The sequence below is a fragment of the Pseudomonas sp. PvP028 genome (assembly GCF_017832255.1).
GTDB classification, from domain to species: domain Bacteria; phylum Pseudomonadota; class Gammaproteobacteria; order Pseudomonadales; family Pseudomonadaceae; genus Aquipseudomonas; species Aquipseudomonas syringae.
This window is the reverse complement of record NZ_JAFIBL010000001.1, coordinates 5,021,574-5,039,746: the sequence shown is the minus strand read 5'-3', so window position 1 is coordinate 5,039,746 and position 18,173 is coordinate 5,021,574. Positions and strand designations below refer to the sequence as shown.

Here is an 18,173-nt window from a genome sequence, read left to right as displayed (position 1 = left end):
ATGCCAAGACTGCCGCAATTTAACATTTATCGCCAGTCACAGGTGCTTCAAAGGACAGCCAGCGCTGCAAAACCTGCTGTAAATCAGCATGTTTGAACGGTTTGGGCAGGTAATCATCCATTCCTGCCTGCAAACAGGCGTCCCGATCACCCTGTAACGCGTTGGCGGTCAGGGCAATGATTGGGATTCGCTCCAGCCCGGAAAGTTGCCTGATTCGACGGGTGGCCTCATAGCCGTCCATGACCGGCAGTCGGCAATCCATCAGAATCAACGCGTGATTGCCTGCGCTTGCCTTCGCCACTGCTTCGGCACCGTCGACAGCGATGTCGACCTCGCACCCCAGATTACGCAACATGGCCTGCACCACGGTGCGGTTCACCGGGTTGTCTTCGACCAGCAAGATGCTGCGCTCCCGGCCGTGTGAGTCGAGTGTCGACAGCGGCTTGGCAATAGCCACCGAAGCGTCGCGCGAGACGGGCAGGGGGATCTGCAGCGTGAATAATGAGCCGGACCCTTCCTCGCTCTCGGCGTGCAAGGTACCGCCCATGCGTTCGGCCAGAGTCCGCGCAATCGGCAGCCCCAGCCCCGTGCCGCCGTAACGTCTGGAAATAGAGCTGTCGGCCTGCTTGAACGCATCGAACATCGATTCCAGTCGCTCGGCGTCGATACCGATGCCGCTGTCCTGTACCGCACAGGTAAAGTGCAGCAGCTCATCGTCGAGCATTGCCCACCTGGCGTCGACGCAGACCTTGCCTTGCTCGGTGAATTTAAGCGCGTTGCCGATCAGGTTCACCAGAATCTGGCGAATGCGGGTCGGGTCGCCTATGACGTTCAAGGTCTCAAGGCCTGGCTGAATGTGCAGCTCCAGCAGCAGCGTGCGTTGCGCGGCGCTGTGGTTGAAGGCGTGGGTCGAGGCGCTGACCAGTTCCGCCAGGTTGAACGGTATGCCTTCCATCTGCAGGGCATCGCGCTCGATGCGGGAAAAGTCCAGGATATCGTTGATGACCCGCAGCAGATGCTCGGTGGATTCGGTCGCCAGCGTCGCATACTCGCTCTGCTCATGGGTCATGTGCGTGGTTTCCAGCAGCTGCAGCATGCCCAGTACACCGTTCATGGGCGTACGCAGCTCGTGACTCATCATGGCCAGAAAATCAGATTTGGCGCGGTTGGCCTGTTCGGCTTCTTCCCGGGTCTGGATCAGCTGTGCCACCGAGCGCTGCTGCTCGAGGCTGGCGCGGTGCAGGTTCTCTGCCAGGTTGTTGATGTGCCGCGCCAGCGCGCCCAGTTCGGCGTCGTCGCTGACCGGCATGGGCGTGTGGTAATCGCCCTGTTGAATCGCCTTGAGCGCTTCGCCCATATCACTGATGGGCCTGGACAGGCTCAAAGCCAGGCTACGCGCCAGCAGAAAGGCGAACAGCAAAGCGACCATCGCCAGGACGCCAGCCTTGAGCAGTATCTCCTGCTGACGTCGGCTGAATGCTTCGCTGGACATGCCCACCAGCACCCGCCCCAGATAACGCTGTGAAGCGCCCTGCGCGGGTTGGCTTTTTCCTGCGGCAGGCGTGCCGGGATTGTCGTGAATGGTGGTGCGCTGCGGCTGAACGGGGGCCAGGAACACTTCCATCTGCCGGGCCTGCTGCTCGTTGTCGCGCGGCTGGTCTATGTAGATCACGGCGGTATTGGAGCTGTCCTGAATTTCCACATAGCGAACGCTGGGCATGGACAGGGTGGCGCGCATCAGCGCCTTGAGCCCCTCGATATCACCCGTGGTCACGCCCGGCTCGACCGCGGTCGCCAGCTGATTGGCGATCAGCTGCCCGGTGTGATTGAGCTCCTGACGCAGATCCTGAATACGCACGAAAGTAAAAAAGCTGATCAGCAAAGCCGTCAGCAACAGGGCAGGGCCAAGGCTGATGATCTGCGTGCGGGTATTGATGTCCCAGTGCCGAAACTTCATCGGCTGTGCGCCTCGCGCGCAAGGCACTGCTGAGGTTGTTCGATTGATGCGTCCATGCCTGTTTGCCCGGTGGTCGCGAATCGGTCAGGCTGCACAAGGCAGGGCCGGCCATCACGATGATTCATGCTGTGCGCGCATGTTAACCGAGATGGCGCGTGTTTCCAGCGAACTTGTTTGATTGATGCTGTCCTGACTGCGTAACGGATCAGCTTTGTCGCTAGCTGATAACGTGTTGCTCCGTATAATGATCACATCGCCACTTGAATGGCTCTGGATGGATAGTTTTATGACCACACAGCAACCCGTCGCGGTGCTTGGCGGTGGCAGCTTCGGTACGGCCATTGCCAATCTGCTGGCCGAGAACGGCCATCAGGTTCGTCAATGGATGCGCGATCCGGAGCAGGCTGAGGCCATTCGCGTCAATCGTGAAAACCCCCGTTACCTCAAAGGCATCAAGGTTCGTCCTGAAGTCGAACCGGTCACCGACCTGACGGCGGTGCTCGACGCCAGTGAACTGATCTTCGTCGCCTTGCCATCGAGTGCCTTGCGCTCGGTGCTGTCGCCTCACGTCGAGCGCCTGAATGGCAAGATGCTGGTGAGCCTGACCAAGGGTATCGAAGCGCAGAGCTTCAAGCTGATGAGTCAGATCCTCGAAGAGATCGTCCCGCAAGCGCGTATCGGCGTGTTGTCCGGGCCCAATCTGGCGCGGGAAATCGCCGAGCATGCGTTGACCGCAACGGTGGTTGCCAGCGAAGACGAGGCGTTGTGTCAGGAGGTTCAGGCGGCATTGCACGGGCGCACCTTTCGCGTCTATGCCAGCAATGACCGGTTTGGCGTCGAGCTGGGCGGGGCACTGAAGAACGTTTACGCAATCATTGCCGGCATGGCGGTGGCGCTGGACATGGGCGAAAACACCAAGAGCATGCTGATCACCCGGGCGCTGGCGGAAATGACCCGTTTCGCGGTCAGCCAGGGTGCCAACCCGATGACCTTTCTCGGCCTGGCCGGGGTGGGCGATCTCATCGTCACCTGTTCCTCGCCGAAAAGCCGCAACTATCAGGTCGGGTTTGCCCTGGGCCAGGGGCTGACGCTGGAAGAAGCGGTCACACGCCTGGGTGAGGTGGCCGAGGGTGTGAACACCCTCAAGGTGCTCAAGGTCAAAGCGCAGGAAGTGCAGGTCTATATGCCATTGGTCGCCGGGCTGCACGCGATTCTTTTTGAAGGTCGTACGCTCAGCCAGGTAATCGAGGCGCTGATGCGGGCCGAGCCCAAGACGGACGTCGATTTCATTTCGATTACCGGCTTTAATTGAATTCAGTCTGATCAGGAGAAGGTCTTGAACGAGTCGAAAATCCAGCACAACGAATCGATCCTGCTGCGCATTCTGTGGATGCTGCTGTTTCTGGGCGTATGGCACGTTGCCCAGATCATTCTGGCGGGCGTGGTGCTGGTGCAACTGGTCTATCGCCTGATTTACGGTGCGCCGAATGGTGGCCTGATGAACTTCGGCGACAGCATCAGCCAGTACCTGGCGCAGATCGGTCGTTTCGGGACGTTTCACAGCGACCATAAACCCTGGCCTTTTGGCGACTGGCCAGCACCGCGTGCGCCCGAAGGCGAGGCGCCCCATCATGTCCCGCCAGCGGCTCAGCCGGTACGCGATGAGGAGCCAAAGCCATGAAGGTCTGGGTATTGCGTCATGGCGAAGCGCAGTCGCGGGCGCGCAGTGATGCGGAGCGCGAATTGACTGCACATGGGCGTGAGGAAGTGCTGAAAAGTGCGCTGCAACTGACGGACAAGCCCGTGCAACGGATCATCGCCAGCCCCTATGTGCGTGCACAACAGACTGCCGAGCTGGTGCGTCAGTCGTTGGCCTTCGATGACTCGATCGTCACCGCGCCCTGGCTTACACCCGACAGCAGCCCGCGTGAGGTGCTGGCGCAACTGGACAAGCTGGGTATCGATGAAGTGCTGCTGGTCAGCCATCAGCCTCTGGTGGGCGAACTGATCGGGGTACTGGCGCACGGCAGTCCGCAACAGGCCGAGCCGATGAGCACGGCCAGTCTTGCCGAACTGGAAGGCGAGTTCGTAGTGGCAGGCGGCATGCGCCTCAACAGCGTCAGGCACGTCTGAACAGCCTGTACGCGCAATGAATGACCGCCGCGAATGCGGCTCTCCTGGGGAAAAGGATTCAGCATGAGCATATGGCGTCAGGCTCCCGATATCGAAGCCCTTATGGCGGCTCAAAAAAGCACTATTGGTGAAGTGCTGGACATTCGCTTCGAGTCTTTCACCGATGACTCCCTCACGGCCAGCATGGTGGTCGATCAACGTACCCACCAGCCTTTCGGACTGCTGCACGGCGGCGCATCCGTGGTCCTGGCGGAGTCGCTGGGGTCAATGGCCAGTTACCTGATCGTCGACCCGAGCAAGTATTTTTGCGTCGGGCTGGAGGTCAACGCCAACCATTTGCGTGGTGTGCGTAGCGGGCGTGTCACCGGTGTGGTCAGGCCTGTGCACATAGGCCGGACCACTCATGTATGGGACATCCGCATCAGCAACGACGAAGGCAAGCCAAGCTGCATTTCACGCTTGACGGTGGCCGTCGTAGCGCATGGCAAAGAGCCTCCAGTCAATTGAGTGTTCTCAGCTATTAATCCCTCTGCTTAAGCCAAGGCTCTCTTCAGGCAGTCTTTTGGTTTTCAGGTCGCCTATATAAAGGCTTGTCTGGACCGTTTAACCCAGGCTTTATAGGCCTTAATGCCGCTCCGACCGCCGTATCGGGTGATCCTGATGGCCGGAGTGACACCTGCGATGGCGGTTCCAGTCATTGCCGATCTGCGAAGCAACTTGGCACAATCGTGACTCGCCCGCTCATGGAAGTATTGGCATGTCGCAACCCGTGTTCTTTGCTCACGCCAATGGCTTCCCTTCGGCGACGTACAGCAAGCTGTTTTGCGCGCTGGCACCGGAATTTTCGGTGGCCCATCTTGAGCAACACGCCCATGATCCGCGTTTTCCGGTGGATGACAACTGGCTGAATCTGGTCGATGAGTTGCTTCACCATCTGCGCGAGCAGCCTGGCCCGGTGTGGGGGGTAGGGCACTCGCTCGGCGGCGTGTTGCATCTGCATGCCGCATTGCGCTGCCCGGAACTCTACCGGGGCGTGGTGATGCTCGACTCACCGGTGCTGGGGCTGGCTGACCAGTTGTTCATACGCGCCGCCAAGCGCCTGGGCTTTATCGACCGCATCACGCCAGCGGGCCGTACCCTGGGCCGTCGTGAGGCGTTTGATGATCTGCGGTCGGCACGCGCCTACTTCGCTGGCAAGACCCTGTTCAGCCGCTTCGATCCCGACTGCCTGAGCGCGTACCTGCAACACGGTCTGCGCGAGGACGGCGGGCAGTGGCGGCTGCGTTTCGACCCGGCGACCGAGATCAGCATCTACCGCAGCATCCCGCACACCAGCCCAGTGCCGTCACGGCAACTCAAGGTGCCACTCGCGATGGTGCGCGGCAAACACAGCCGGGTGATCATGCCTCATCATGGCTATCTGGCCCGACGCATGCGCGAAGGCGAATATCTGTCCATGCCTGGAGGGCACATGTTTCCCCTTGAACGACCGGATGAAACCGCATTGCTGCTCAAGACGCTGCTGGCTCGCTGGGACGCACGCAGTGCCTCAAGGGTGACGGCGTGACGTTTGCCATGGAAGAGGTGCGTTTCAATCTTGGGCATATCGAACTGGCGGCTCATCTTTACGGCCCCGAAGACGGCCAGCCGGTGATTGCCGTACATGGCTGGCTCGACAACGCCAACAGCTTTGCCCGCCTGGCACCGCGACTGGAGGGCCTGCGCATCGTAGCGCTCGATCTGGCCGGGCATGGTCATTCAGAGCATCGGCCTGCCGGGGCGTCCTATGCGCTGGCCGACTACGTGTTCGACGTGCTGCAGGTCGCCGAGCAATTGGGCTGGCAGCGCTTCGCCCTGATGGGCCACTCGCTGGGCGCGATCATTTCGGTATTGCTGGCCGGGTCGTTGCCGGAGCGGGTCACGCGGCTGGCACTGATTGATGGTTTGATTCCCTTGACCGGCGACCCTGAATCCGCCGCCGGGCGGATGGGCTCCGCCCTGCAGGCGCAGCTCAGGCTGTCAGGCAAGAAAAAGCCGGTTTACGAGGATCAGCAACGTGCTGTTCAGGCGCGTATGAAAGGCGTGGTCCCGGTGAGTCGCGAGGCTGCCGAATTACTCGCCCAGCGCGGTCTGATGCCGGTACCCGGCGGCTATACCTGGCGCAGCGACAGCCGCCTGACGTTGCCATCTGCGATTCGTCTTACACATCAGCAGGCGATGTCTTTCGTAAACGCTATCCGTTGCCCGACGCAACTGCTGGTCGCTACAGGCGGCATGCTGGCGAAAAACCAGCTCATGCTGTCCGGGCTGCCTTTCGACGTCGTGCAGCTTGAAGGCGGTCATCATCTGCACCTGAACGACGAGCAGGGTGCGAGCGCTGTTGCACACTGTATCAATCGCTTGTTCGCTGCTTCTTGACTTGAGCCCGGCAACTGTCGACGCTGGACGGGTTGAAACAGGAGTCAACCGTGATGGATCAATCCGCAGCCTCTGGTGACCGCCTCGCTGGCGATCTTTTATATTTTCGTTCCCTGCTTGCCTGCCAATGAGAGCACTCATGCGTTTATCAAGTGTTCCCGTTGTCGCCTTGTGCCTGTCGATGTTCAGCACTGTGCTCTGCGCCGCCGACGTAACAGGCAGCAGTGATCTGCAAATTCTGCCGCGTCTGGCCGACACGGAAATCGTCGATTATCGTCCAGCTGCCGAGCTCGAGCGGGTCTACCCCATGGGCTCGATCCGCAAGATCAGCGGCCAGTTGCGTTTTGATGGCCAGGTCAGTGCGCGCGGCAATCTGACGTCGGTTACCTATCAATTACCTGCCGAGCGGACTTCCGACGACGCCTTCACCGCAGCTCGCGAATCCTTGCAGCAGCAAGGCGCCGAACTGCTGTTCTGGTGTCAGGCGCGCGACTGCGGAGAAAGCAGCCTGTGGGCCAACGAAGTGTTCGGCAACGCCAAACTGTATGGTGCGGATGACCGCCAGGCTTACCTTCTGTTGCGTCTGGCAGAACCGCGCAGTGACACCCTGGTAGCGCTTTACAGCATCACCCGTGGCAACCGCCGGGCCTACCTGCACGTCGAGCAGTTTGAATCCTCTGCGCCACTGGGCGAACTGCTGCCGACCTCTGCCACCTTGCTGCGCCAATTGCGCAGCACCGGCAAGCTGGAACTGCCCCGACTGAGCGGCGAACCGCAGGATGCCTGGGTTACTCTTGTTTCTCGCGCCTTGAACCTGGACAGCAGCCTGCGCGCCACCGTGTCCGGGCCCAGTGCCGGCGCCTGGCTTGACGCCCTGATCGCCAAAGGCGTTCGCGCGTCCCGGCTCGAGGCGGGCGTCACTGAAGGCAAGGGGCTCAAGATCGAGGTTATCCGCTAGAACAGTGATGGCGGACAGGCAGGTTCGCCATTATGCTCGCTTCCTCCGATCCTTTTTAGTGAATAGCGCATGTTCAACAATGACCGTCTGTTGGTGCAGATTCTGCTGCTGGCGCTGTTCGGTGCCTGTCTCTGGGTGATGGCGCCGTTCTGGTCGGCGCTGGTCTGGGGCGCGGTACTGGCCTTCGCCAGCTGGCCGCTGATGCGTTTGCTGACCCGCTGGTTCAAGGGCCGTGAGTCGCTGGCTGCGCTGGTGATGTGCCTGTGCTGGATGCTGCTGGTCGCGGCGCCGCTGGTGTGGCTGGGCTTCAATCTTGCCGATCATGTGCGTGACGCCACGGGCTTGATCAAGGACATTCAGGTCGACGGCTTGCCCGACCCACCGCAATGGCTGGCGGGTATTCCGCTGGTGGGCGAACGACTGGTAGCGCTGTGGACCACCATCGATCAGCAAGGCGCGGCGTTCATGGCGACGCTCAAGCCGCATCTGGGTCAGGTCGGTAACTGGATTCTGGCACGCAGTGCGCAGATCGGCAGCGGGATTCTGGAACTGACCCTGAGCATCGTCTTCGCCTTCTTCTTCTACAGGGACGGTCCGCGCCTGGCCGCCTTCGTGCTCAGCCTGCTGGAACGCCTGATCGGCGAGCGTGCCCAGTATTATCTGGATCTGGTCGCTGGCACAGTGCAGCGCGTGGTCAACGGCGTCATAGGTACAGCAGCGGCCCAGGCGGTACTGGCGCTGATCGGCTTCCTGATCGCGGGTATTCCCGGCGCGTTGGTGCTGGGTATTCTGACTTTTCTGTTCAGTCTGATCCCGATGGGCCCGCCCTTGGTCTGGTTGCCTGCCACTGCCTGGCTGGTCTGGCAGGGCGAGTACGGTATGGCGATATTTCTGGGCATCTGGGGGATGTTCATCATCAGTGGCGTGGACAACGTGCTCAAGCCATACCTGATCAGCAGGGGCGGCAATCTGCCGCTGGTGATTGTCTTGTTGGGTGTGTTCGGCGGATTGCTGGCATTCGGTTTCATCGGCCTGTTCATCGGCCCGACGCTTCTGGCAGTCGCTTACAGCCTGTTGACCGATTGGGTCGGCAGCGAGCGGGCGCGTCCCCTCTAGCGGGCTGGCTATGCAGTCGCTCTGCGTCTTGGCAGATCGAGGATTGCCGTCAGGCCGCCGCCTGGCGTTTGTGTGAGCGATAGCTCGCCGCCGATGCGCCGCGCGGCTTCCCGCGCAATGCTCATACCCATGCCGATTCCGCCGGAGTTGCGGTTGCGAGAACCTTCCAGACGGTAGAACGGTTCGAATACTGTCTCGTGAAACTCGGGCGCAATCCCCGGTCCGTGATCAACGACCGATATGCGCACGTGATCGGCGCTGTCCTCAATCACAATACGCGCGCTACCGGCGTAACGCAGAGCGTTGTCGACCAGATTCTGCAGGCACGAGCGCAGCGCCATCGGCTGCGTCTTGAGCGGTTTGCACTGGCCTTCATACTGCACGTCGTCGCCATTGTCCTGGGCATTCTCGGCCTGCGATTCGATCAGCGCCTGCAGGTCGAATTGCTGCAGGCCTTCGCTGCGCCGGTGCTCATTGAGGTAGGCGAGGGTGGCGTCGAGCATGCTGATCATGTCATTGAGATCCTGAGTCATCTGGCCATGCAGCCTGGGCTCTTCGATCTGTTCGACACGCAGCTTTAGCCGTGAAAGGGGCGTGCGCAGGTCGTGGGATACCGCAGCCAGCATGCGCCCGCGCTGCTGCATCTGTTCCCGGATCTTGCGCTGCATCAGATTGAACGTCTGCGCAGCCAGTCGGGCTTCCTGCGGGCCGCTGATTTCCAGTGGCGGGCTGTCGAGGTCTTCACTCAGGCGCTCGGCTGCTTCGCTCAGGCTCTGCACGGGACGGCTGAGGGCCTTGGCACCGTACCACGCAGCGATGATCAGGGTGATGAACTGGAAGAACAGCAATATCAGCGGACCGCCGAGCATCGGCGGTCTGTGCATGGGCCGCTGATCGAATTGCCCATGCTCGGTGTTGGACGCGGTAGGTGGCGGCGGGCGCATGCCGTACTGAGTGAACCAGATGAAGGCCAGCAGGTGCGCCAACAGAATAGCCAACAGAGCGCCACCAAACAGTCGCGCAAACAGCGTGTCGAATCTGCGGATCAACCCAGCTCCCTGGCATCGAACAGATAGCCTTCACCGCGCACGGTCTTGATCAGTTGTGGATTTTTCGGATCATCGCCGAGCTTCTGGCGTAGACGCGAGACCAGCAAATCGATACTGCGGTCAAACGCCTCGATTGAGCGGCCGCGGGCAGCATCGAGCAACTGCTCGCGGCTCAGCACCCGGTGCGGCCGTTCGAGAAACACACGTAACAGACGAAACTCGGCGTTGGACAGCGGCACCACCAGGCCATCGGCGGCGGTCAGCTGGCGCAGGACGCTGTTCAGGCGCCACGCGTCAAAACGAATGGTGGTGCGCTGATCACTGCGTTCGTCGCGGACCCGGCGCAGAATGGTCTGGATGCGCGCGACCAGTTCGCGTGGCTCGAACGGCTTGGCCATGTAATCGTCGGCACCCAGTTCCAGACCGATGATCCGGTCAGTCGGTTCGCAGCGTGCGGTCAGCATCAGAATCGGGATGTCCGACGTGCTGCGCAGCCAGCGGCACAGTGACAGCCCGTCTTCACCGGGAAGCATCAGGTCCAGCACCACCACGTCGAAGGTTTCCGCGGTCAGCGCCTGACGCATCTGTGTGCCGTCGGTGACGCCACTGGCGTTGATATTGAAGCGCGTCAGGTAGTCGCAGAGCAGTTCGCGAATGGCCACATCGTCATCGACGATCAGCGCACGAACGCTCCAGCGCTGATCGGTCGATGTGGCATCCAGGGAGGTATCGGGAAGTGCTTGCATAATGCGTCTGTCGCCTGCTTGTGCCGCCATGGACTGGCCGCTGTTGAAGATCAGCGCTGCCCCTCATGCTACTTCGCCGGGAAGCTCGGCGGTAGGGTGGCGTGATCGAATGTCGGGCGCATGTCATAAATGTATCGAGATTGATACGAGCGCCTGTCGAGCGTGCCTTGCAAAGCGCACCCCTGGTACTAATGACAGTATCCAGCGTCGCGCGACTACCGTTTAATCGAACGGGCTACCGGTCTGGATGGCCGGTTCTGGCAGACAAACTTTTGTCGAGACGGCCAGGGTTTGTTGCCGTTGTATCGGCTCGCGATGCAACGGCAACAGACCCTGGGTGCATGATCAATCCGCCCGTACGTTTTCTGCATAAACAGGGCGGCAATCGGATAGCAAAGGAGTGCTGATGATGGTCGATTCAAAAACAACAGCAACGTTAGATGACAAAAAAAAAGCGCGTATCGCCTACCGGCTGGCGCGCAGTCAACGCGGTTCAGGGATCGACGCAGACCTTGCCCCTGCACAGGTGGCGGGCATTGTGGACCCGGCCGATGGAACGCTGAACAAGGATGTCCTGGCTGGCGAATTTCTCAAGGTCACCCTGCCTCAGTGGGCAGGACTGGTCACTGACCCGGGCGACTCCGATACTTTTTTCATCGATTGGGCTATCGGTGCAGCGGCGGATAACGACGCGTTTAAAGAAGTGTTTAGCGATACCGTTACCGCACCGGTTGATCCTGAAACCTTTCCAATGGTGATCGATATTCCGCTGAGTAGTTTAATGCAAGGCTTGGCAAAACCTGCAGACGGTGCTTACAGTTTGCGCTACCGGATCAGGCAACCGAATGATCAAGAGACCACCAGCCCGTCGATCGACCTCATCGTCGATACCACGCCGCCGGGCGAGCATCTTGAGCCTGAGCAGATGGTTCTGGCTACAGATCAGTTGACCCAGGCGTTTCTGGATGCAAACCCGGGCGGTCTGGTCGGCACGCTGCCTGACTATGACAACTGGCAACCCGGCGACAAGGTAGCCTTCTACTGGGTTGGCACGCCGTTGCCAGAGAGTGCTGAAGAACTGCCGGCTCCGGTTGGTGTCGTTGAACTGGCCAGCTCGACGAATAATACGGTGACATTCCCCGTTTCGGCCATTGAAGCGTCCAGGGACGAGCCCTACTACGCCATTTACATTCTGGTCGACAAAGCCACCAATCGCACTTCGCTTTCCAGCCCAAAACGCATCGACGTGGCGCTGGGGCTATTGCCCGACCACTTGAAAGAACCCGTCGTGCCCTTGGCACAGCCTCCAGAAAAGTTGATTAACCTGCCTGATGCGAGACTTGGGGTCGAGGTGTTGATCGAGTCGTTCGATAACTGGAAGCCGGCCGACCGTATCGAAGTCACTTGGGGTACTGAGGTGCTTCGACCTGACGAAGTCGGCAGCTCTCCAGCGTTTCCGATTTCGATCAGCGTCCCTGATCTGGTTCTGCAGGGGCAATACAATCAAGCGAACGGCGGCGACCAGCCCACCGATGTGAGTTATCGAATCCTGCGTGGTGTCGTTCCGTCCGAAGTGAAAAGCATCAGCGTCAATGTCAATTTCGCCACTATCGGCCCTGACCCTATAACCGATCCTGGGTGGCCGGATCCGGTCAACGACGCATTACTGCGGGTCGAGGTCTATGGTCAGACGTCCAATCAGTTGAACGTCCTGACAGCGGCGGATTATAACCAGCCTGCCAAGGTCGGTTTCAGGCTGTATGACAGACTTCAAGCGGGTGAAATTATAGATTTCTACTGGGGCACAAGCCATGTAGCAGAGGCTCAATACACCGTGGCTGCTGGCGACCTGGCAGGCGCTGAGCGTGATGTTGAAATACCCTGGAGTTACATCGATCATGAAGGCAATCGCGTTGACTTGCCGGCCCATTACCGCATTCATGGGCCCGATTCAGAAAACACGCAACACTCGCCGGACACTCTGGTCAACGTAGACGCCATTGTCATCATCCCGGAAGCCCCGGTCTTCGAGGGCACCAGTTCTAATGGCTGGCTGAATTGCGATTCACTCTTCGCCGACGGCATCGAAAATCCGGGGCAGGGTGAACCAGGTATACGGGTCCGCGTTCCGGATCTTTCGAAATATCTGTCGGACAATGAAACCGTCACTTTGCACTGGTACGGCTCCGAGGGAAATACCGGCGACGTGCCTATTTCCGGCACCGAAAAAGACGAGGCTATCGTGCTGGGAGGCAACCATCCGGCCACCGGTTTCATCTGGCTGGTCACGCCCTACGATAAACACATTCTGCCTATCTACAATCCTGCAGGCGGCAGCCAAAACGGGAGCGCGAGGATCAGGTACTCCTTCAGCATGGGAGGCGAAACCATTACCTCGCTGGAAACCACCGCCCGGGTAGGGATGTACGACGCAAACGGGTCTTGTCCTATCGTGCTCAAAACAGGTCAACCAACGAAAAACTAAGGAGGGTCACCGGCAGACGGTGCCTGCGGCCTGCCGCAGTCACCCTGCCGGGTATAAGCAGGCTCAGGTTGCTCCCAAACGGTTTAGGAAGGCCGGCGCGTGCCGGGTCATGTCACCTACGCTTATCGGTGTTTTCCCCGACGATCATCTGCTGTCAGAACCTCCCTACTGTTACCTAGGAAACGTCCTACAGAGCATTCAGTTGGATCCCGCTAGTCTTGCGGCCTCCCTCCCGAGGCCGCTTTCGGGCAGTCGTCACGGGGTTCAACCTGGTTTACCTCAAGGTAATGCATCCTCATGAATGCTCCATTCGTGCTGCGTCCGCTTTCATGGACACTAAAGACCGTTATTTTTCTTTCTCCCTTGCTGACCGGTAGTCATGCGCTTGCGCAAATCCTTGTCGGTACGCCGCAGACCATCGATGCAACAGGCCCGCTGGACAGCTATCGGGTTGTCAGCACCGGGAATCTGACCGCCAACGGCGCGACCACCCTGCAAATATCCACGATCACCGGAGCCAAGCTGACGCTTACTGGCAGTCAGGTCAGTGCGGGTACAAGCTCTTCAGCCGTCTCGTTGACCGGGGCAGAGGCGTTGATCGTCGGTAGCGTCCTGACAGGCGGCGCGGATGGCCTGGGGATGGGCAATGAAAGTTCGCAACTGGTCGGCTCCACGGCCACCGTCATCGGCAGCACGATCACCGCCACCAATCGCGGAATAAATGCCGGCTCGCTCAGCAACCTGACCCTGGAAGGTACTTCAGTAACGGCCACTGGCACCAATGGCAGAGGCATGGAGATGTGGGACTCCATGGTGAAGGCGTCCGGCAGCACCATTACCGGGCAGCAATATGGCGTGCGCTTGCGCGCTGACCCGGCCGTGCCCTCAAGCAATCTGCTGGTCCTTGAAGGAACCCGGGTCGAAGGTATCACCGGGTCGGCGCTGATCGTCGGAACGCCCACCGGCGCGCCCGCGACTGCCGATATCCAGGTCAACAATGGTTCTACGCTGACTGGCGGCAATGGCAAGATACTGGAGTTGATCAACGGTTCAACGGCGCACATGACCGTGGACAACAGCCATCTGCAGGGCGATGTATCGGCGGGTGAGGGCAGTACCGCCAGCCTGTCACTGCAAAATAATGCGACCCTGACCGGGCGCCTGGAGAACGTATCCAGCCTGTCGCTCAGTAGCCAGGGCCAGTGGGTGATGGTCGAGAATGGTCAGGTGAATGAACTGTCCATGAACGGCGGCTCGGTCAGGTTTGGCGACGCGGCCGCGTTTTACACCTTGTCACTCGCAAGCCTGTCAGGGAGTGGCACCTTCATGATGGATGTGGATTTCGGTGGCCAGGCCACTGACTTTCTTGACATCACGGGCAACGCGACCGGCAGTCATACCTTGCTTATTGGCAGCACGGGTGTCGATCCGCTCAGCGATACCAGCTTGCACGTCGTGCATGCGGCAGCCGGCGATGCCAGCTTTTCGCTCGCAGGCGGCGCAGTGGATCTGGGCGCCTGGTCCTATGACCTGATCAAACAGGGCGACAACGACTGGTATCTGGACACCGCCACCCGCACCATCAGCCCTGGCGCACAGACGGTCATGGCGTTGTTCAACACCGCGCCGACTGTCTGGTACGGGGAGTTGACGACGCTACGTTCGCGCATGGGCGAATTGCGTATGGACGAGGGCCGTTCCGGCGGCTGGATACGTACCTACGGCAACAAATTCAATGTCGCCGACGCCTCAGGCTTCGGGTATCAGCAGGTTCAGAGCGGTGTCGCTCTCGGCGCAGATGGCAAGCTGCCTATGGGGTCTGGGCAATGGCTGGCAGGCGTCATGATCGGGCAGAGTACGTCCGACCTCAGTCTGGATCACGGTGCCAGTGGCAAGGTCGACAGCTACTCGCTGGGCGCTTACAGCACCTGGCTGGACAGCGAAAGCGGCTACTACGTCGATGGCGTGATCAAACTCAATCAGTTCAAGAACAAGGCCAGAGTCAATCTCAGCGATGGTTCCCGCACGCGCGGCAACTACGACAATCTGGGGGTTGGTGCGTCGCTGGAGCTGGGTCGGCACATCAAACTGGACAATGGTTATTTTCTCGAACCCTATACCCAGCTAGCGGGCCTGGTCGTTCAGGGCAAGGACTACGCACTGGACAACGGTATGCGTGCCGAAGGTGACCGCAGCCGGTCGCTGCTCGGCAAGGTCGGTACGACAGCGGGGCGCAGTTTCGACCTGGGCAAAGGACGTACGCTGCAACCTTACGTGCGGGTGGCCGTGGCTCACGAATTCGTCAACAGGAACGAGGTCAAGGTCAATGACAACGTGTTCAACAACGACCTCTCCGGTTCCCGTGGCGAGTTGGGGGCGGGTGTTTCGGTGTCGCTGTCTGACAACCTGCAGTTGCATGCTGATTTCGATTACAGCAATGGCGATGCCATCGAGCAGCCGTGGGGTGCCAGTGCGGGCTTGCGTTACAGTTGGTAGCGACAGCGAAGCGGGGCGGATAATGTTTGATCGCTGGCGCTGATGCGCCAACGGTCCTATCACTTGTGCCAGTATCCGCAGAAAAAAACAGGGTGTTAACTGATGGGCATGGCGGTCGGCAAACGGGTCGGCCACCGCTTCCTCGCGCTGGAGGCCCGGCTCATGTCTGTCATTTCAAAGTGGCTCGAACGGATCAGAATCCTGTTCAGGTCGGCTTCAAGGCGCAAGAGCAGTTTGCTTGCGCCGCCCATCATCGCCGAACTCCTTCCTGATGTACCCGGTGGTGAGCCCAATTTGCTCCCCAGCAGTGCCTGGCTCGCCCCATTGCGGGTCGATTTTCCCATGTGGCAGAACTCCGGGCCCTCGCCGGGCGATCCCGAGTATCTGCGCGTTTACTGGAATGACATGCTGCTGGAGGAGAAGATCTGGACCGAACCTGTGCAGTCCGCCGATCTGTTCAGCATGATCCCGCAGCAATACCTTATCGAAGGCCAGCATCGACTCCGTTATAGCGTCGAGACCGCCAATCAGGTGCAGACCGAATCCGAAACACTGGTCTTTGTCATTGATAAAACGGCACCGGTATTCGAAGACGAAGGGGCGCTGATTTTTCCGGAAGAAATCATCAGTGACGGTCTCACGGCGGCCTGGCTGGACACTCATGGCGATACCCTGCTGGCCGAGGTGCCTGCCTATTTTTCGCCGAGCCCAGGGGACATCATTACCTGGTACTGGAGCAGCACGCCGACGGGGTCGGAGCACACCGGAACCTTGACGCTCGAAGCGTCCGATATCGGTAGCGCAATCAATATCGCCTTCGGCAGGCAACTGATTCTCGAGAGCGGCGATGGCATTCGTTATGCGTCCTACAGACTGAAGGATCGTTCGGGCAATGCCGGGCCTCGTGCGCTGGCTGTTTCGCTGCTGGTGTGCGCTCAGCCAGTCCCGCGTGTGTTACCGCCCCCGAGGGTTCAGGAGGCCGCAGGCTCGGCAAGCGCCAGCAGGCTTGATCCGGTAGATGCCTTTCAGGGCACGACGGTATCGATACCTGAGGATGCAGTGATCTTTCCCGGTGAGACCGTCCGCGTTCAATGGGCCGAGCCAGGCAGTGTGGGCTCCTTTCTTACGGAAATCGCAGACTCGAGACTGTTCAGCATTCCTCCGACACAAGTTGCCCAGCATTTCGGCAAGTCAATCCCGGTGTTCTACGAGGTGTTCGAAAAAAGCGCCGACTCATCACATATTTCCGACCGGCATACGCTGAGCATCATGGGCATGACAGGCTTTCCAGTCGTGCAATGTGACAAAGTATCCGGGGGGCGTCTGAGCCTGCATGACATTGCCGAGGGCGGGTACGCGCGGTTCACGCTCGACAGTTGGTCATTCATGGGCACTGACCAGTTTGTCAGCGTCGAGGTGCATGGCTTAAGCAGCGCTGATAATGCTTTGCTAGTGGTCAGCGTGCTCGACGAGCACCCGGTGCCGGTAGTGGACGATGAAATCGATGCCGGTCACATCAGCAAAACGGATTTGAACAGATTTATGATCGGCACTCAGCTGGATGTACGAGTGCGGGTGAGTTTCGATCAGACGCTCTCCTGGCAGCCTTTCCCTTCACTGAGAGCGACGTTGTACGCCTGAGAAGGTCATGGACCGCCAGGTCGGCAGTCCACGGTGCAGTGCTACTTGTAGGTCATCGTGAAGCTGAGTGCCCCTTTGGCCTTGCCCGGCCGGATCGCGCTGCTGGCCTGAGTCTGATAGAAGCGGGCGTAGAAGTTCAGCACAACGTTGCCGGGTGTGATCGCGATCAGGGGCACTTCGGTCTGTAACTCCATGGGCGTAACGCCGTCACCTTTCAGGACCTGAATCCCCATGCCCTTGGCGTCCGAATCGCTGGTCAGGCTGAACACCCCGCTGCCGACTGGGCCCTCGGGAACCGAGCCTTCGACACCATCGAGCTGGATATGCGCCGTTGCCACGAAGCCTGCGCCCGTGTAGGTCTCGCAGTTACTCAACGCAATACTGAACGGCACCGCAGGCGTGGTGAAGCCGGGACCGGTGAAGTCAGTGCTGTCCCACTCACCCAACTGCACCGGGTCGGCACTGACCGGATCTGCACCGACGCTGCACTGTGCCTGAAGTATTGTGCCGGTTAGCCCGAACTTCATGATCTTGCCAAGCGTCGTCACGCTTCCGGAGAACAGTTCACTGCCATTGAGCACATTGGGGCCGGGAGGAATCGGCCCGGTCTTGACCAGCGTGAGGTAGTTGTTCAGATGAAGGAAACGCAGGCTCGTGAGCATTTTCTGGTGGTCGTTGATGCCGATGAACGGAACAGAGGCGCTGCCACCTACAGGCGTGAAGCAATTGGGGCAGTTCCTGTCATACGGATACTCCAGTCTTACCCGCACCCCGACGCCCGGAATATTGGTTTGCAGTATCTTGCCGGTGAGGTCTTCCCCGTTTATAGGCTCCACCGTGCCCGAAAATATCGGAGCCGTTGCCGTAGCGTTGAATTCCAGAAGAGCCGTTCCATCATTTTTGCAGGCCGCCTCCAGGCCAGCCTGGTCTGTTGTGGCGTGAAGCATATCGATGCTGCCGATAAAGGTGCCCACTGCAGCGTCTTTTGGGACGTATAGCGTGCCGATGTCGCGCCGGTAATCCTTTATTCCCGGAGAGGAAACCCAGTAGCAATCGTTGCTGGGGGTGTCGTCCTGTACGTCGGAATAAGCCGCAGCGCTATAGCTGGCCCCCAACAGGATCAGACTGGGGAGCAGGGCATTCAATGCAGTGTTCATGGGGTGATTCCTGAAAT

At 59.7% G+C, this 18,173-nt stretch carries 15 protein-coding genes; 11 read left to right on the top strand and 4 right to left on the bottom strand.

What is annotated here, in order from left to right; translation table 11 throughout:
• Positions 1 to 19 precede the first annotated feature (19 nt).
• On the bottom strand, positions 20 to 1,957 hold the full coding sequence (locus JOE34_RS21575) for an ATP-binding protein (RefSeq protein WP_161420862.1): 1,938 nt from the start codon (positions 1,955 to 1,957) through the stop codon (positions 20 to 22).
• Positions 1,958 to 2,243: 286 nt separating this feature from the next.
• On the opposite strand from JOE34_RS21575, the gene JOE34_RS21570 reads away from it, so the two are divergent.
• The 8 genes from JOE34_RS21570 (at position 2,244) to JOE34_RS21535 (ending at position 8,582) form a co-directional block, all read left to right on the top strand.
• Positions 2,244 to 3,269, top strand: coding sequence for an NAD(P)H-dependent glycerol-3-phosphate dehydrogenase (locus JOE34_RS21570; RefSeq protein WP_003394589.1), 1,026 nt, complete (start codon positions 2,244 to 2,246; stop codon positions 3,267 to 3,269).
• Positions 3,270 to 3,347: 78 nt separating this feature from the next.
• The gene (locus tag JOE34_RS21565) at positions 3,348 to 3,638 is read left to right on the top strand and encodes a DUF4389 domain-containing protein (RefSeq protein WP_229636555.1); all 291 of its coding nucleotides are present in this window, start codon (positions 3,348 to 3,350) and stop codon (positions 3,636 to 3,638) included.
• Positions 3,635 to 4,090 (top strand): phosphohistidine phosphatase SixA, encoded by a 456-nt coding sequence (gene sixA, locus JOE34_RS21560; RefSeq protein ID WP_004410363.1) that lies wholly within the window; start codon positions 3,635 to 3,637, stop codon positions 4,088 to 4,090. The genes JOE34_RS21565 and sixA overlap by 4 nt, the downstream gene beginning before the upstream one ends.
• A 63-nt stretch (positions 4,091 to 4,153) precedes the next feature.
• Entirely contained in the window at positions 4,154 to 4,597 is a 444-nt protein-coding gene (locus tag JOE34_RS21555) for a hotdog fold thioesterase (protein ID WP_003304856.1), read from the top strand.
• 250 nt (positions 4,598 to 4,847) lie between these two features.
• Positions 4,848 to 5,657 (top strand): alpha/beta hydrolase, encoded by an 810-nt coding sequence (locus JOE34_RS21550; protein WP_024661400.1) that lies wholly within the window; start codon positions 4,848 to 4,850, stop codon positions 5,655 to 5,657.
• Positions 5,654 to 6,508 carry an alpha/beta fold hydrolase gene (locus JOE34_RS21545; RefSeq protein WP_010426421.1) on the top strand — a complete coding sequence of 285 codons (855 nt, stop codon included), beginning with the start codon at positions 5,654 to 5,656 and terminating at the stop codon, positions 6,506 to 6,508. Before JOE34_RS21550 ends, JOE34_RS21545 begins: the two co-directional genes overlap by 4 nt.
• A 139-nt stretch (positions 6,509 to 6,647) precedes the next feature.
• The gene (locus tag JOE34_RS21540; protein WP_024649189.1) at positions 6,648 to 7,466 is read left to right on the top strand and encodes a DUF4892 domain-containing protein; all 819 of its coding nucleotides are present in this window, start codon (positions 6,648 to 6,650) and stop codon (positions 7,464 to 7,466) included.
• Between the two features lie 69 nt (positions 7,467 to 7,535).
• Positions 7,536 to 8,582: an AI-2E family transporter gene (locus JOE34_RS21535; RefSeq protein ID WP_010426429.1), complete on the top strand. Its 1,047-nt coding sequence runs from the start codon at positions 7,536 to 7,538 to the stop codon at positions 8,580 to 8,582.
• An 8-nt stretch (positions 8,583 to 8,590) separates the two neighbouring features.
• Here JOE34_RS21535 and JOE34_RS21530 read toward each other — a convergent pair whose 3' ends face one another.
• Both JOE34_RS21530 and JOE34_RS21525 read right to left on the bottom strand, forming a co-directional pair.
• A complete protein-coding gene (locus tag JOE34_RS21530) occupies positions 8,591 to 9,631 on the bottom strand; it encodes a HAMP domain-containing sensor histidine kinase (protein ID WP_032660606.1) in 1,041 nt (346 codons plus the stop codon).
• Complete coding sequence (locus JOE34_RS21525; protein ID WP_010426439.1) at positions 9,628 to 10,377, bottom strand: response regulator; 750 nt, start codon at positions 10,375 to 10,377, stop codon at positions 9,628 to 9,630. The genes JOE34_RS21530 and JOE34_RS21525 overlap by 4 nt, the downstream gene beginning before the upstream one ends.
• Positions 10,378 to 10,783: 406 nt before the next feature.
• On the opposite strand from JOE34_RS21525, the gene JOE34_RS21520 reads away from it, so the two are divergent.
• The 3 genes from JOE34_RS21520 (at position 10,784) to JOE34_RS21510 (ending at position 16,999) form a co-directional block, all read left to right on the top strand.
• Positions 10,784 to 12,862: a hypothetical protein gene (locus tag JOE34_RS21520; RefSeq protein ID WP_209996645.1), complete on the top strand. Its 2,079-nt coding sequence runs from the start codon at positions 10,784 to 10,786 to the stop codon at positions 12,860 to 12,862.
• A 297-nt stretch (positions 12,863 to 13,159) separates the two neighbouring features.
• Positions 13,160 to 15,358: an autotransporter outer membrane beta-barrel domain-containing protein gene (locus JOE34_RS21515; RefSeq protein ID WP_209996642.1), complete on the top strand. Its 2,199-nt coding sequence runs from the start codon at positions 13,160 to 13,162 to the stop codon at positions 15,356 to 15,358.
• 102 nt (positions 15,359 to 15,460) lie between these two features.
• Complete coding sequence (locus JOE34_RS21510) at positions 15,461 to 16,999, top strand: hypothetical protein (RefSeq protein WP_050585214.1); 1,539 nt, start codon at positions 15,461 to 15,463, stop codon at positions 16,997 to 16,999.
• Between the two features lie 41 nt (positions 17,000 to 17,040).
• On the opposite strand, the gene JOE34_RS21505 is transcribed toward JOE34_RS21510, so the two are convergent.
• Entirely contained in the window at positions 17,041 to 18,156 is a 1,116-nt protein-coding gene (locus JOE34_RS21505; protein ID WP_003343524.1) for a fimbrial protein, read from the bottom strand.
• Positions 18,157 to 18,173 lie beyond the last annotated feature (17 nt).